At 33.6% G+C, this 15,380-nt stretch carries 10 protein-coding genes and 1 tRNA gene; 8 read left to right on the top strand and 3 right to left on the bottom strand.

Annotation, left to right across the window (positions count from 1 at the left end):
• Positions 1 to 3: 3 nt before the first annotated feature.
• Complete coding sequence (gene hemN / locus RT228_RS10860) at positions 4 to 1,365, bottom strand: oxygen-independent coproporphyrinogen III oxidase (protein WP_131540873.1); 1,362 nt, start codon at positions 1,363 to 1,365, stop codon at positions 4 to 6.
• Positions 1,366 to 1,457: 92 nt separating this feature from the next.
• Between hemN and RT228_RS10855 the strand changes: the two genes are divergently transcribed.
• The 4 genes from RT228_RS10855 to RT228_RS10840 all read left to right on the top strand — a co-directional run bounded on the left by RT228_RS10855 (position 1,458) and on the right by RT228_RS10840 (position 6,325).
• Entirely contained in the window at positions 1,458 to 1,841 is a 384-nt protein-coding gene (locus RT228_RS10855; RefSeq protein ID WP_058699982.1) for a rhodanese-like domain-containing protein, read from the top strand.
• Positions 1,842 to 2,032: 191 nt separating this feature from the next.
• Positions 2,033 to 2,299, top strand: a complete 267-nt coding sequence (locus tag RT228_RS10850; protein ID WP_006260067.1) for a DUF4834 family protein — start codon at positions 2,033 to 2,035, stop codon at positions 2,297 to 2,299.
• Between the two features lie 133 nt (positions 2,300 to 2,432).
• A complete protein-coding gene (locus RT228_RS10845) occupies positions 2,433 to 4,874 on the top strand; it encodes a YfhO family protein (RefSeq protein WP_006260068.1) in 2,442 nt (813 codons plus the stop codon).
• 155 nt (positions 4,875 to 5,029) lie between these two features.
• Positions 5,030 to 6,325: a glycosyltransferase family 4 protein gene (locus RT228_RS10840; protein WP_006260069.1), complete on the top strand. Its 1,296-nt coding sequence runs from the start codon at positions 5,030 to 5,032 to the stop codon at positions 6,323 to 6,325.
• 210 nt (positions 6,326 to 6,535) lie between these two features.
• Here RT228_RS10840 and uvrA read toward each other — a convergent pair whose 3' ends face one another.
• Positions 6,536 to 9,349, bottom strand: coding sequence for an excinuclease ABC subunit UvrA (uvrA, locus tag RT228_RS10835; RefSeq protein WP_006260070.1), 2,814 nt, complete (start codon positions 9,347 to 9,349; stop codon positions 6,536 to 6,538).
• Between the two features lie 728 nt (positions 9,350 to 10,077).
• Here uvrA and RT228_RS10830 point away from each other — a divergent pair.
• On the top strand, positions 10,078 to 10,665 hold the full coding sequence (locus RT228_RS10830; protein WP_006260071.1) for a sigma-70 family RNA polymerase sigma factor: 588 nt from the start codon (positions 10,078 to 10,080) through the stop codon (positions 10,663 to 10,665).
• Between the two features lie 433 nt (positions 10,666 to 11,098).
• On the opposite strand, the gene nth is transcribed toward RT228_RS10830, so the two are convergent.
• Positions 11,099 to 11,770, bottom strand: coding sequence for an endonuclease III domain-containing protein (nth, locus tag RT228_RS10825; protein ID WP_006260072.1), 672 nt, complete (start codon positions 11,768 to 11,770; stop codon positions 11,099 to 11,101).
• A 265-nt stretch (positions 11,771 to 12,035) separates the two neighbouring features.
• On the opposite strand from nth, the gene RT228_RS10820 reads away from it, so the two are divergent.
• The 3 genes from RT228_RS10820 to RT228_RS10810 all read left to right on the top strand — a co-directional run bounded on the left by RT228_RS10820 (position 12,036) and on the right by RT228_RS10810 (position 15,327).
• Complete coding sequence (locus tag RT228_RS10820) at positions 12,036 to 13,436, top strand: serine hydrolase (protein WP_006260073.1); 1,401 nt, start codon at positions 12,036 to 12,038, stop codon at positions 13,434 to 13,436.
• 214 nt (positions 13,437 to 13,650) lie between these two features.
• Positions 13,651 to 13,735: transfer RNA gene (locus tag RT228_RS10815), tRNA-Ser, on the top strand.
• 272 nt (positions 13,736 to 14,007) lie between these two features.
• Positions 14,008 to 15,327: a site-specific integrase gene (locus RT228_RS10810; RefSeq protein WP_313138673.1), complete on the top strand. Its 1,320-nt coding sequence runs from the start codon at positions 14,008 to 14,010 to the stop codon at positions 15,325 to 15,327.
• The last annotated feature ends 53 nt before the right edge of the window (positions 15,328 to 15,380 follow it).

Genomic DNA, 15,380 nt, shown 5'->3' with positions numbered 1-15,380 from the left:
TTATTAGATAGTCATTGAGAACAACTGCCTTTGGGGTTTATTCTTTTGTAATCTTAAATCAAAAGCCATACATACATTTCTAACAAATGCACGCCCTTTAGTTGCTATCTTAATGTTATATCCTTTAATTTCAATTAATTCATCTCTTTCTAGTTCCTTAAGTTCTTCTAATATAGGATTGAAATCAATGCTATCAATATCCGCAGTTAGATCTGTATTTAAAGAACACATTAAATTTAAGATATGTTTTCTAATAATCAAATCTTCTTTGTTTAATATATGCCCTTTTGTAACAGGAATAATATGTTGATCTAATAGTTGATAATAAGTATCAATGTCTTTTTCATTTTGAGCAAAAGCATACCAGCTGTCACTGATAGAAGATACACCTAAGCCTATCATTACTTGAGTTTTAGAAGAGGTGTACCCCATAAAGTTTCTATGGATATGCCCTGTATTCATAGATTTATAAAGAGAATCTGATTTTAAAGAAAAGTGATCCATTCCTATTTCAACATATCCGTTCTTAAGAAGAAGTTCTTTTCCTTTTTCGTATAATTGACGTTTTTCAGCATCTTTAGGCACATCTTCATCATTAAATCCACGTTGACCATTTCCTTTTATCCATGGCACATGTGCATAACTATAAAACGCTAAACGATCTGGAGAAAGAGATTTCGTCTTTTCGATAGTATCGATTACATGTTCTAACTTTTGGAACGGTAGCCCATAGATAATATCATGTGAAATAGAAGTATAACCAAGCTCTTTAGCCCATAGTGTTACTTTTGCAACATTGTGAAAGCTTTGTTCTCTATGGATTGCTTTTTGTACTTCAGGGTTGTAATCTTGTACACCAAAACTCACTCTTCTAAAACCTAGATTGTATAGAGTAGATAAGTGTTCTTTAGTTGTATTATTTGGATGTCCTTCAAAACTAAATTCATATTCTTTAGCAATATTAGCTTTCGCTTTAATACCTTCAATTAGCTTAGTCAAATGTTGTGGCGAAAAGAATGTAGGAGTACCTCCCCCTAAGTGGATTTCTTTGATGATTGGTTTTTCATCAAATAATGCACAATATAAATCCCATTCCTTAAGAAGAGCATCTATATATGGACTTTCTACTTCATGTCTTTTGGTAATTCTCTTGTGGCAGCCACAAAACGTACATAAGCTTTCGCAAAATGGCAGATGGATATAGATACTTATTCCTTCTTTTTGATTGGACTCAATGAATGATCTCTTTAAAGAATCAATCCATTTATCTGCAGAAAAAGAGGTCTCATCCCAGTAAGGAACAGTGGGATAACTAGTGTATCTAGGACCAGGTACATTATACTTTTGTATAAGAGAAACTGACATATTTATTTTATATTTGTAACAAATGTATAGTAATGTTAAATCGCATACTATGATATTTGTCATTTTTGTTAAACTATAAACTAACCTATATTATGAAAAAATATAACGCTTTTTGGCTTTCATTTATTGCTACTATTTTAATTACAGTAAGTGGTTATAGCCAAGAAAAGGCAGCCCATTTATTGAACAATGAGAACTTTAAAAAAGCAATTGAAGCGACAGAAGTTCAGTTACTTGACGTTAGAACGGATAAAGAGTTCAGCGAAGGAACTATAGAGTATGCAAAAAATATCAATGTGCTAGAGGAGGACTTTATTGATAAAACTAAAACGCTATCTAAAGAAGAACCAGTATATATTTTCTGTAAATCAGGAAAGAGAAGTGAGAAGGCTAGAAATATTCTTTTAGAACAAGGTTTTAAAACAGTATATGAGTTAGACGGAGGATATACTAAGTGGGAAGAAGCAAAGAAATAATACAGATTCCCATATAATAGGGAGATCAATATAAGCAGATGAAGTCCTTGATTTACTTGTTTATAATGAAATCAATAAAGTAGGGTTACAAATAAAATAAAGGAAGGAGTAAGGATATTTATCAATAATTTAAGAATTGTGATTGTCATTATGCGGTTATAATTACTATTTTTGGTAAAAAGAAGGAAATTATGGGATTTATTAAAACACTTATTATTATTGTTCTGATATACTACGCATTTAAAATAGCGATGCGTTATTTGTTTCCTGTATTAATATACAAGGCTGCAAAAAAAGCAGAACAGAATTTTCAACAGAGACAACAACAGTACAATCCATATAACAACAATCAAGAAACAGAAACGTATACTAATACTGCAAGTCAGCATAATAAAGTACCACGTTCGACAAAAGTTGTTGGAGAGTATGTAGACTTCGAAGAAGTAGATTCGAAGTAATTCATAGATATAGTATAAAGCCCTCAAGAGCAGTGCCTCTTGAGGGCTTTTTTATATATATAATAAAACTATAGGCTTCCCTTTAAAGCCATCTGAAATTTACTTATTTTAGCATACTTAAATAGTAGTATAAATGTCATCAGAAACAACGAATACGTTTAAAAGAATTTATCCACATCTATTAGTGGTTTTAGGTTTTATAGTAGTAGCACTACTTTATTTCTCACCTGTTTTATCTAATAAGGTAATTTACCAATCCGATATTGTGCAATATACTGGAATGGCAAAAGAACAAATAGACTTTAGAGAACAAGTTAAAGAAGAGCCTTATTGGACAAATAGCGCTTTTGGAGGAATGCCAACCTATCAATTAGGAGCTAAGTTTCCACACAACTATGTAAAAGATTTAGATAGTATAATTCGTTTTTTACCTAGACCTGCAGATTATCTATTTATCTATTTTATCGGATTCTATATTCTATTGGCTTCTCTAGGAATGAAGCCTTTGAGATCATTTATAGGAGCATTAGCTTTTGGTTTTTCTACCTATCTGATTATTATTTTAGGAGTAGGGCATAATGCTAAAGCTCACGCTATTGCTTATATGCCGATGGTATTGGCAGGAGTGCTTTTAGTGTTTAGGAAACATTATATAAAAGGGGGATTGCTAACTCTATTTGCAGCCGCTTTAGAAATTAGTGCAAACCACTTCCAGATGACCTATTATTTACTATTATTACTTATCGTAGTGGGAGTATTTTATATGGTCAAATATATAAGAGAAAAAGATTATAAAGCGATAGGTACATCAATAGCTGTATTAGTAGGAGCCGCTATTCTAAGTATAGGAGCGAATGCTACTAATCTGATGGCTACTTCAGAATATACTAAGTTTAGTACGCGTAGTAATAGTGAGCTAACGTATCAACCTGATGGTTCTGTAAAGGAATCGTCTAATGCGATGAGCTATGATTATATCACGGAGTATAGCTACGGTATTTTTGAAAGTTTAAACTTGATAGCACCTCGTTTGACAGGGGGGGCGAATAATGAACATTTAGATACAGATTCTAATGTATATAAATTGTTTAAGTCAGTAGGCGCTAGTGATCAACAAGCAAAAGAAATGGCAAGTAGTTCACCTACTTATTGGGGAGATCAACCTATTGTTGCAGCACCAGCTTATATAGGAGCTGTTGTATTCTTCTTGTTCTTAATCGGAATTTTTGCAGAGAAGAGAAGTATTAAGTATGTTTTCATAATAGGGGCAGTCTTTTCTTTATTGTTATCATGGGGTAAGAACTTCTCTATTCTGACAGACTTCTTTATTAACTATTTTCCATTGTATAATAAGTTTAGAGCAGTGTCTTCTATTCAAGTAATACTTGAATTATGTGTACCTGCCTTAGCTATTATTGGGCTATATGCTTATAGTAAGTTAGCAAAAGAAGAGCAGTTAGCTGTTTTAAAGAAATCAGGTATCGTAGCTGGATCTATCCTAATATTGTTGTTTTTAGTAAAAGGGTCTTTAAGTTTTACAGGCTTAAATGACGGTTATTATAGAGGAGCTTATGGTGAGATAGGGCCAGGATTTATCAGTGCTTTAATAGAAGATAGAAAAGCAATGTATACAGCAGACCTTATTAGAAGTTTTGTTCTAATTGCTTTAGCTTCAGGAGTTTTGTTCTTATCAACTAAAGAAAAAATTAAGCCAGTTGTTGCAATAATTATTATTGGTGTATTGATGGTAGGAGATTTAGTATTAGTGGATCGTAAGTATGTAAATGACTCAAACTTTGTACTAGCATCTCAAATGTCTCAACCTTTCCAGGCAACACCAGCTGATAAGGTAATACTGAATGATACAGAGCATTTTAGAGTATATGAGTTAAATGGAGGCTTTAATAGTGCGAGAAGTTCATTCTTCCATCATTCTTTAGGTGGATATCATGCAGCGAAACCTCGTAGAATGCAAGAGCTAGCAGATTATCAATTGAATCAACATTCTAATATGGAAGTGTTGAATATGATGAATGTGAAGTATATCATTCAGAAGGATGAAGAGGGACGTGATGTTCCACTATTAAATGATAATGCGAATGGCAATGCGTGGTTTGTATCTAGTATTCAAAAAGTGCAAGATGCAAATGAAGAAATGAAAGCATTGGATAAGTTGAAAACAAAAAATCAGGCTGTATTGAATACAACTATGTTTAAAGATGTACAGTTAAAAGATACATATGCTGTGGATTCTTTAGCTCGTATTGAGTTAAAAAGTTATGCTCCGAATAAGATAGTTTATGAGTCAACTAACAGTGCTGATGGAGTAGCAGTATTCTCTGAAATCTATTACCCACAAGGTTGGATTGCTAAAGTAGATAATACAGAGGTGCCCATCTTTGCTGTAGATTATGTATTAAGAGGAATAGAGTTATCAAAGGGGAAACACACTATCGAATTTACTTTTGAACCACAAGTAATCAAAACAGGTAGTAGAATAGCCCTAGGATCGAGTATTCTTATTTTCTTGATTACAGTAGGAGGAGTATATCTTTTAGTTAAGAAGAAGGAGTAGGTTTACGATTTACGGTTTACAGTTTACAGTTTACGGTTGACGGTTGACGGTTTACAGTTGACGGTTGACAGTTGACGGTTTACAGTTTCACGATTTCACAGAAAAACGATTTCACGGTTTCACAGAAAAACGATTTCAAAAAAACAAAATGTAGTATGAATATGCCAAAGAAAAAAGTTTTAATCATAAGTTATTATTGGCCACCAGCAGGAGGACCAGGAGTACAACGTTGGTTAAAGTTTGTCAAATATTTACCAAGCTTTGATATTGAACCTATAGTATATATACCTGAAAATCCAAGTTATCCATTATTAGATTCTAGTAATGAGCAGGAGGTAAGCTCTGAAATAATGATTCTTAGACGGCCTATTAGTGAGCCTTATAGTAAGGCTAAATTAGTGAGCGGTAAGAATACAGATACTTTAAGTGCGGGAATTATTCCAGACAAGAAGAAACAATCGTTCACAGATAAACTATTGCTTTGGGTGAGAGGGAACTTTTTTATTCCTGATGCTAGAGTGAGCTGGGTGAAACCTTCTGTGGCTTATTTATCTAAGTACTTAAAGGAAAACAAGGATATAGAGACCATTATTACGACAGGGCCTCCTCATAGTATGCATTTGATAGGAATGGCTCTTAAAGAGCAATTAAACATCCAATGGATAGCTGATTTTAGAGATCCATGGACGACTATAGGGTATCATAAAGAATTAAAACTAAATCAGTCTAGTGCAGCTAAGCATTTAGAATTAGAGAAAGAAGTTCTAAATAAAGCAGATCAAATTATCGTCACTAGTAAAACAACTAAAAAGGAGTTCCAGACTAAAACGGATAAACCTATAACAGTGATTACAAATGGTTATGATATTACGAACCTAGGAAAAGTACCTCTAGATGAGAAATTTACTTTAGCACATATTGGCTCGTTTTTATCTGATAGAAATCCTAGAATTTTATGGAAGGCTATTTCAGAATTGCGAAAAGAGAACAAGGCATTTAAAGATGCATTTCAATTAAAACTAGTAGGAAAGGTAAGTAGTGAAGTATTAGATACCATAAAAGAGTTTAGGCTAGAGGATTGTGTTGTTAATCACGGTTATGTAGATAATGTAGAGGCATTAAGACAAATGCGTGCTTCACAAGTGCTGTTATTAGTAGAAATAGATTCAGAAGATACTAAAGCAATTATTCCTGGTAAGTTATTTGAGTATATGGCATCAGAACGCCCAATATTAGGAATAGGGCCTGAGGATTCTGATTTCTTCGATATTATCAAAGAAACAAATACTGGAAAAGTAGTGTTGTATTCTGAAAAAGATAAGGTGAGAGATATTTTATTAGAATACTTCGAACAGTATCAACAGAATCAATTAAAAGTATTCGCTATGGGACTGCAGTATTTCAGTAGAAAAAGATTGACTGAGAAACTAGTTAAAGTAATTAAGAATTAAAAAATAGGAGTGATTAACCTTCAATATGAGGGGCTTATATCACATGATATTATAATTATGACAAAGGTAATTTTGAATTTCGAGGTTACCTTTTTTATTGCACGTTGTTAGCGGAACCTGAGCTGAAACAATTAAAAAAGGCTGTATCATTATTTGATACAGCCTTTTTCTTATGAGGTATATAGTCGTAATTCGTAATTATCCAATGGATTACTTAAGTTTTTCTTTTAGGTACTTTCCTGTTAGTGAAGCTTTGTTTTTTACAATTTCTTCAGGTGTTCCAAAAGCAACTAATTGCCCTCCATTTTCTCCTCCTTCAGGCCCGATATCTATAATGTAATCAGCACATTTGATTAAATCAAGGTTGTGCTCAATCACAATAATAGAATGCCCTTTTTCAATTAAAGCTTCAAATGACTTTAATAGCTTTTGAATATCGTGGAAGTGCAATCCTGTTGTAGGCTCATCAAAAACAAATAATACCTTATCTCTGGTTGTACCGGCTAATAAGAAAGAAGCAAGCTTGATTCGCTGTGCTTCTCCACCTGATAGAGTAGAAGAAGACTGTCCTAACTGTACATAGCCTAGTCCTACATCGTGTAGAGGTTGTAGTTTTTGTGCAATCTTAGTTTGCTTATGTTGTTGGAAGAACATTAAGGCATCATCTATCGTCATGGTCAGTAAGTCATCGATATTCTTTCCTTCAAAATTTACTTCCAGTATTTCTTTTTTAAAGCGCTTGCCATGACAAGTTTCACATTCTAAGTGAACGTCTGCCATAAACTGCATCTCTACTGTTACAGTTCCTTCTCCTTTACAAGTTTCACATCTCCCACCATCTACGTTAAACGAGAAATGCTTAGGTTGATAACCTCTTAGCTTTGACAACTGTTGTTTAGAGTATAAATCTCTAATATCATCGTAGGCTTTGATATAGGTTACAGGATTAGATCTAGAACTTCTTCCGATTGGATTCTGATCTACATATTCTATTGATTTAATACCACCAAATTCCCCTTTCATCTCTGTAAACTGACCAGGTTTATCGCTAAGTCCTGTTAGTTTTTTCTGTAGTGCAGGGAATAATATTTTTTTGACTAAGGTACTCTTACCACTGCCAGATACTCCTGTGATCACTGTTAGACAGTCTAATGGGAATGTAACGTCTATATTTTTTAGATTGTTTTCTCTAGCGCCTACTATTTCGATAAAGTGTTTGTACCCTCTGCGTTTTTTAGGAACAGCTATTTCAAGAGCACCACTAAGGTATTTCCCTGTTAGAGAGTTTGCTTTTAAAATAGTATTGTAATCTCCTTGAGCTACCAGTTGTCCTCCATAGCTACCAGCTTCAGGACCGATGTCTATAATCTGATCAGCTGATTTCATGATGTCTTCATCGTGTTCTACCACGATAACTGTATTCCCTAGTTGTTTAAGGTTATTCAGTACATCGATTAACTTTTCTGTATCCTTAGGGTGTAATCCTATACTTGGTTCGTCTAAGATATACATAGAACCTACTAAACTACTTCCTAATGAAGTAGCTAAGTTAATACGCTGAGATTCTCCACCAGATAGCGTAGCAGAGTTTCTATTTAATGTTAGGTAGTCAAGCCCTACATTACTTAGAAAGCCAAGTCTGTTGTTGATTTCGATTAATAAGCGTTGTGCTACTTTGGCTTCGTATTCATTTAGTTTTAAATCTTTAAAGAAGGTAATCAAATGCTTGATAGGTAAGTCTACCAGCTCGCTTACTGTTCTGTTACCTACTTTTACATAGCTCGCTTCTTTGCGCAGTCTTTTTCCTTTACATGTAGGACATTTTGTTTTTCCTCTATAACGAGATAAAAGGACGCGATTCTGAATTTTATAGTTTTTGTCTTCTAATTCTTTAAAGAAGTCATTAAGTCCTGTAAAGAACGAGTTTCCTTCCCATACCAATGCTTTTTGCTCTTCTGTTAGCTCAAAGTAAGGTTTGTGAATAGGGAAGTCAAATTTATAAGCATTGTTAACCAGTTGATCTCTATACCAGCTCATCGACTCTCCTCTCCAAGGGAAGACCGCATTCTCATATATAGAAAGCCCTGTATTAGGAATGACTAGTTCTTCGTCAATACCGATGATATTACCATATCCATCACAAGATGGACAAGCTCCATAAGGATTGTTAAAGCTAAATAAGTGAACATTAGGCTCAAGGAATATTTCTCCATCTAGAGCAAAGTTGTTGCTGAACTCTTTGCGTTTTTTATCTTTAAGATCCTCAATATAGCAATATCCTTTTCCTTCGAAGAAAGCTGTTTCTACAGAGTCTCCTAGACGGTTAAAGAAATCCTCATCATCACTGACTACGATACGGTCTACAACTAGATAAACTTGAGTAGCGTCTACTTGATTAACGATATCTTCTGTATTATCACTAATGTATTGATCTAAACGCAAAGTCTCTCCATGCACTAATATTCTAGCATATCCCTGCTGAAGAAGGACATTAAGGTGCTCATAAAGCTCTCTGTCTTCTCCTAAATCAATAGGGGCTAGCAATAATAATTTGGCTCCAATAGCTAAGCTCTTAACATAGTCTAATACATCACTTACAGTATCCTTCTTTACTTCTTCTCCTGAGATAGGGGAAAAAGTCTTTCCGATACGTGCGTAAAGTAATTTGATGTAGTCATATATCTCAGTAGAGGTACCTACTGTAGAACGAGCATTGCTAGTGTTTACTTTTTGTTCAATCGCAATCGCAGGAGCAATTCCTTTTATGTATTCTACTTTAGGTTTGTTAATACGTCCTAAGAATTGTCTAGCATAAGAAGATAAGCTCTCTACATAACGTCTTTGTCCTTCTGCATATAAGGTGTCAAAGGCTAAACTGGACTTACCAGAACCAGACAACCCTGTTATAACAACAAGATTATTACGAGGGATGACAACGTCTAAATCTTTTAGATTGTGTAGCTGAGCGCCCTTGATGATAATATTCTTTTTTGGATCTATATTGGAGAAATCTATTTTTTTCATGTAGCCTATAAAGGTTTAATAAACAAAGATAATGCTTTCTTTAATTCCACTAAAACTCTGCAAGGTATAATCTTGTGCAAAATGCTGAATCTGCTATAATATTTCGCATTATCACCTTGTATAAAGAGTAGGATGAAAGAACGATCAGAGGTTTAAATATAGAAAGAACTAGAAAGTGGATGTAATAGAAAGTCAAAAAGTGGAGTAAATAGGAGTAAAAGGAGGTAAAAGAGCGTAGTTGTTTTAAAGAGAAAGCTAGTGTTGATCTAGCGTGTATCCTGTTTGGACGCTGTGGTTATCCTATTTTGTTTTCGAGTTGTTCCCAAAAAGTCGCTTCTAGGGTATCTCTTGGGAACACGACACAAACGAGATTAAGAGCTGACAGGAATAAGGATGAAATACCACATGGGAGCAAAAGGGAGGCCGTATTATAAAAATGTAAAGGTTCAATACATAAATATAATTGTGTTTTCTACATCTATTCCAGCCTAATATTGTGATTATTTCATTTAGATAAATTTAAGAGATGTGAATTTTATTGTTTGTCCGGCTAAATGATGAGATATGATAACGTTTGTTGATTGAGGTTCTAAAAAAAACTTTTATTTTTTATTTATTTTAACAAATATAATTTTATATATTTGTCTCGTTAAACGATAAAAATCAAAGCCTATAATACAAAATTACTTTATAAAAATCTATTTACAGTTTTAAAAAAGAAATTTGGTATGGTATATATAAATATGCCTGATGCAACCCTTGTAACATTATATATTGCAGGTGGTGAAGAGGCGTTAGAGGTTTTGATCAAAAGACACCAGTCTAAGATCTATGGTTTTATCTTTTCTAAAGTATCAGATGCTGAGTTAGCAAATGACATTTTCCAAGATACATTCATAAAAGTAATTAATACCCTTAAATCGGGTCGATATAATGAAGAAGGTAAGTTTCTACCTTGGGTTATCCGTATTGCTCATAATTTAGTAATGGATCATTACCGAAGAGAGAAGCGTGTACAGTTTCAATATGATTCTGAGGAATTGCCTATCTTTTCATTTCTAAAAGATGATTCTAATACAGTAGAAGGAGATATCATCCAACAACAGATAGAGTCAGATCTACATTTATTGTTAAAAGAATTACCAGAAGATCAACGTCAAGTGATCACGATGCGTATGTATCAAGACTTGAGCTTCAAGGAGATAGCAGAGTTGACAGATGTAAGTATTAATACTGCTCTGGGAAGAATGCGATATGCACTGCTTAATTTAAGAAAATTAATTGACGAAAAAAATATTATTTTGACAGAGATATAATATGTAAAGCGTTTTGTCGTTATTATTGTATAAACAACAAAACGCGCCACATATGAAGAAAAATTACACAACGAAAACTAGTTCATTTAGTTTACCCAAAGAAGAAACCATTAAATTCCTTTTGAGTTACTCTAAAGGATTGAGCCTAGTTAGGCTAAACGGGTTAATCAATAATCTATCGCTTTACTCGAAAGAGAATTAAAAAAAAGAGGTTAAGTCATTATACTTAACCTCTTTTTTTACTTTTTGATGATCTTAGATTACTCCTCGATACCTCTATATATTGTCTTTAACCATTAGCTAAATACTACAAAGCAATTCTACTTCATAGTTCTTTCATTAGCTCTAAAACCATACTATAGTATGCTTTAATTACTAATTCAGACCTACTTTGAATAATTGGGGTTAAACTGATGTGCTAGGATTAGCAGTTTTATTTCTTTTCTTTTTTTTCTTTCTTTTTATAGTATTCATTGATAACCGTTTTTCTACCTATCACACTCGTTATAATATCTAGTTCTAGATTCCAGCCACGTGCAGGAGAGTATTGTCTTCCATACCATACGAGTTGTAAATGAAGTAGATTCCATTTGTCCTCTGGAAATAAACGTTTAGCATCTCTTTCTGTCTGTTCTACACTTTTTCCATTAGAGAAATTCCAACGATACATTAATCTATGAATATGGGTATCTACTGGAAAAGCAGGTACTCCAAATGCCTGAGACATAACAACACTAGCTGTCTTATGACCTACAGCAGGCAATTCTTCTAATGCAGCCATATCTTGAGGAACTTCTCCATTATACTTATCAATTAAGATATGGGATAGTCCATAAATTCCCTTAGACTTCATAGGAGATAATCCACAAGGCCTAATGATATCTTGTATTTCTTCTACCGTCATTTTGACCATATCATACGGATTATCAGCCTTAGCAAATAGAAGAGGAGTAATCTTATTTACGCGTTCGTCTGTACACTGTGCTGATAGAAGTACAGCGATCAGTAGAGTATATGGGTCTTTATGATCTAATGGAATAGGAACTTCTGGATAAAGAGCGTCTAAGGTCTCCATAGCGAATTTTACTTTTTCACTTTTGGTCATAGTCTTTCTGTTTTTATTTAGGGCGAATATACTTAAAAAAAAGATAGCCTATTTTCTATTCAGATAGAGTTTCTTTATCTGAGAATAGGTAATTAGGGGTATTGTGTTTTTTGAAGGAGGGCTGTGATTTGATGCTTTATATTGAGGTTGTTATCTTATACTTAAAAGAAGTAAGAAATTCTTTATTTTTCTTTTATTCTTGTTAAAGGGAGATATTTATCGGATAATAACTGATATATTTATCCTTGCAAAATAAAATTAAGAAATGAAGAGATTAAGTATTTCCATAGCGATGTGTTTATTGATGAGTTTTGGTTCTTTCGCTCAAGAGAAAGAGTTTAAACCCTTAATAGATACTTTTGTAAAGGATTACAACACCAATGATTACGATGATATTTACAGTCACTTCGCACCATCTTTAAAAGAAGAGTTGCCTAGTGCTAAGGCTAAGTTATTCTTTGTAGAGATGAAAGAGAAACTTGGTAATATTAAGAGTATGGAGTTCTATGGCTTAGATAATAATCAATTAGCGTTGTTTAAAACTGAGTTTGAGAATAATGAAGTTGCTTTACTTAATCTAGCGATGAATGATACTGGGGAGGTAGTAGGATTTAGATTATTAGACATGCCTAAGCCTGTAGATGATTCATTTAAGAAGTTTAGTGTAGAAGAAATTATCGCAAACGAAACGGTTAACCTACCTGATAAAGGACAGTATGCTATCGCTATCATTGATGATGATAAGGTAGAATATCACGGCTTTAAGAAAGTAGGGGATGGAGTGAAAGTAGAGAACAATACAGATAGTAAGTTTTCTATGGCTAATGTAATGACGATATTTACTTCTACTGTATTAGCGCATGCTGTACTAGAGCAAGGTCTGGATATGACTACGGATGTAAATAAGTATTATGATTTTAGCTTTAATAAGAATATTAAGCTTCCCTTCATTGCTTTAGCTAATCATTCTTCGTTAGTACCTATGCTACCTGAGATAAAGTCTAATGATCCAAAGGTAGAAGATGATTATTTGACTAATATGACTAGTGCACAGCTAGAAGACTATTTGCAACATAATCTAGAGACAGATACGATAAGTCCAGAGAAGAGACAGAGTTTTTCTTTCTTAGGATATGCCATACTTGGTAATACATTGAGTAAGGTGTATAACAAGCCTTTTAATCAATTAATCGAAGAGAAAGTATTCGCAAGATATGGTATGCATAACTCTACCGTATACATGCCTAAAAAGAAGCGTGAGGTAGTAAAAGGGATTAATGTCAATCTAAAGGAAGTATATCCAGTCAAAGTAGGTGCTTTATTACCATCTAGTGGGGGGATCTCTACAGCTGCAGATTTGACGAAGTTCATTCAAGCGCAATTTAATAGTGAAGATAAGGTACTACAGCTAACACAGAAGCCTACTCTTATTGTAAGTCCTAATTACTGGGTTAGTTTAGGATGGAAGATAGGGTATCCTTTTGGTTCTGGAGAGCCTCTTTACTTCACAAGAGGTATAGATGCTGGATATTCTAACTATGTCGCTTTTGACCCAGTAAGAAAGAAAGGTCTAATCGTTCTTTCTAATAGCTCTTCTGAAGGAGCACTTAATGGACTAGATTCTTTAAGTTATAAATTAGTCGTTAAGCTTTTTGAAGATAAATAATACTAAAAACTCCTTAATAGGAGTTTTTTTGTTTTTAGAAGACAGCGAATCGGTTAGGGGAGTATAAGACTGATACTTAGTTTTTTATTCTACAGCTATGTTATGAAGTAGGAGCTTCACTGAAAAAACTTTCAATTATTTTATCTCGAAAGTTTGGAGGTTTGGATATTTGTGCTACATTTGCACTCGCAATACGGAAGTAATGCAGACCACTGGAGAAATGGCAGAGTGGTCGAATGCGGCGGTCTTGAAAACCGTTGACTGTAACAGGTCCGGGGGTTCGAATCCCTCTTTCTCCGCTGATTTATAAAAGATAACTTTTCAAAAGTTATTAAAAAAGCACAAAACCTATGATTCACAACGAGTTATAGGTTTTTTCTTTTTTAGGGGTATCGCATTTTATTCAAAAGTGCACTTAAAAAGGTTATAGATTCGGTGCACAAAAAAAAATTCAAGTAATGCGCACCTTTCAACTTAGCAAACCCAGACGCCAAAGGGTACCAGAGAGTTTTAGACTGTGATTTTGGAACGTTTTAATTCGACATTTATTAATATTTAAAACAGTTGAATTATGTTAGAAAAACAGTTATCAATTAATTTCTTTCTTAAACCCAATAGAGAGAAAAGTGATTTAAGAGGTGTTTACCTAAGAATCACGGTAGATGGTATTCGCAAAGAGACTTCTCTTAGTCACAAATGGGATATCAAAAGATGGAACCAAAAAGCAGGTCGTGCTAATGGTGCTAAAGAAGATGCTAAAACGCTAAACTACATCTTAGATACAATCATATCTAAGATTACCAAGTACAAATTAGAGCTCTTAAGTAATGAAGAGCCTATTACTGCCTCTGTGCTTATGGATTATATCCAAGGCAAAGGAACAAGTAAAGCTAAAGTTTTAGAAGAATTCCAAAAGCATAATGATGAAGTTTTTAAGTTAGTACCTAAAGAGTATGCTATTGGAACTCATGAAAGATATGTAACAGCAAGATCACATGTCGCTGAGTATATCCGTTATGTATATGGTAAAGAAGATATGGAATTTAGAGAACTCAATTATGAGTTTGTACTTGGCTATGAACACTATTTAAAGACTGTTAGAGCGTGTTCTAATAATACAGCTATAAAGTACATCTCAAACTTCAAGAAGATTGTTTTACGGGCAGTTGCTAAGGGAATTATTGCTTCTAATCCATTTGTACAATACAAACCTAAAAAGACTAAACTCAACAAAAAACCATTAAGCAAACAAGAGCTATTTATTTTAGAAAACAAAGAGTTTACTAATGAGCGATTAGCTACTGTTAGAGATGTGTTTGTATTTCAATGTTATACTGGTCTTGCCTATATTGATGTCTTTCAACTAAAGAAAAGTGATATTACAAAAGATGAAGAAGGTAACCTGTGGGTTAGAATTAACAGACAAAAGACAGATGCTAATATTACTATACCACTACTTCCAAAAGCTATTGAGATAATGGAAAAACATAAAGATCATCCTGATTGTATAGATAAAGATATTGTGCTTCCTGTTCGCTCCAACCAAAAGATGAATGAGTATTTAAAAGAGATTGCTTCACTCTGTGAGATAAGCGAACTAAACACCCATAAAGCAAGAAGAACTTTTGGAAGTACTGTAACTCTTGGTAATGGTGTACCTATTCATGTAGTAAAAGAAATGTTAGGGCATCACTCTGTTAAGCAGACAGAGGAATATGCTCTAACAGAAGAAGAGTCTATCAAAACTGAAATGCAGATACTCAAAGCTAAACTTGAAGAAAAAACAAATAAACAAACTGATAGTTCCACAGACTTAATTGAAAGTTTAAAAAATCTAAATCCTGATAAATTAGCTCAGCTAACTACCTTTATTAATCAGTTAAATGGATAATAAAAACCCCCTTGAATTCTCTACAATTTCTAATAATTCAGCTGTCGTATTTG

It is taken from the genome of Myroides sp., assembly GCF_032073645.1.
GTDB lineage: Bacteria > Bacteroidota > Bacteroidia > Flavobacteriales > Flavobacteriaceae > Flavobacterium > Flavobacterium odoratimimum.
Note: the sequence above shows the minus strand (reverse complement) of the source record. Positions and strands in the feature narration are given on the sequence as shown.

Coding starts and splice junctions, on each gene's coding strand:
- hemN (WP_131540873.1), bottom strand. CDS start 1,365: ATGTCAGTTTCTCTTATACAAAAGTATAATGTACCTGGTCCTAGATAC.
- RT228_RS10855 (WP_058699982.1), top strand. CDS start 1,458: ATGAAAAAATATAACGCTTTTTGGCTTTCATTTATTGCTACTATTTTA.
- RT228_RS10850 (WP_006260067.1), top strand. CDS start 2,033: ATGGGATTTATTAAAACACTTATTATTATTGTTCTGATATACTACGCA.
- RT228_RS10845 (WP_006260068.1), top strand. CDS start 2,433: ATGTCATCAGAAACAACGAATACGTTTAAAAGAATTTATCCACATCTA.
- RT228_RS10840 (WP_006260069.1), top strand. CDS start 5,030: ATGAATATGCCAAAGAAAAAAGTTTTAATCATAAGTTATTATTGGCCA.
- uvrA (WP_006260070.1), bottom strand. CDS start 9,349: ATGAAAAAAATAGATTTCTCCAATATAGATCCAAAAAAGAATATTATC.
- RT228_RS10830 (WP_006260071.1), top strand. CDS start 10,078: ATGGTATATATAAATATGCCTGATGCAACCCTTGTAACATTATATATT.
- nth (WP_006260072.1), bottom strand. CDS start 11,770: ATGACCAAAAGTGAAAAAGTAAAATTCGCTATGGAGACCTTAGACGCT.
- RT228_RS10820 (WP_006260073.1), top strand. CDS start 12,036: ATGAAGAGATTAAGTATTTCCATAGCGATGTGTTTATTGATGAGTTTT.
- RT228_RS10810 (WP_313138673.1), top strand. CDS start 14,008: ATGTTAGAAAAACAGTTATCAATTAATTTCTTTCTTAAACCCAATAGA.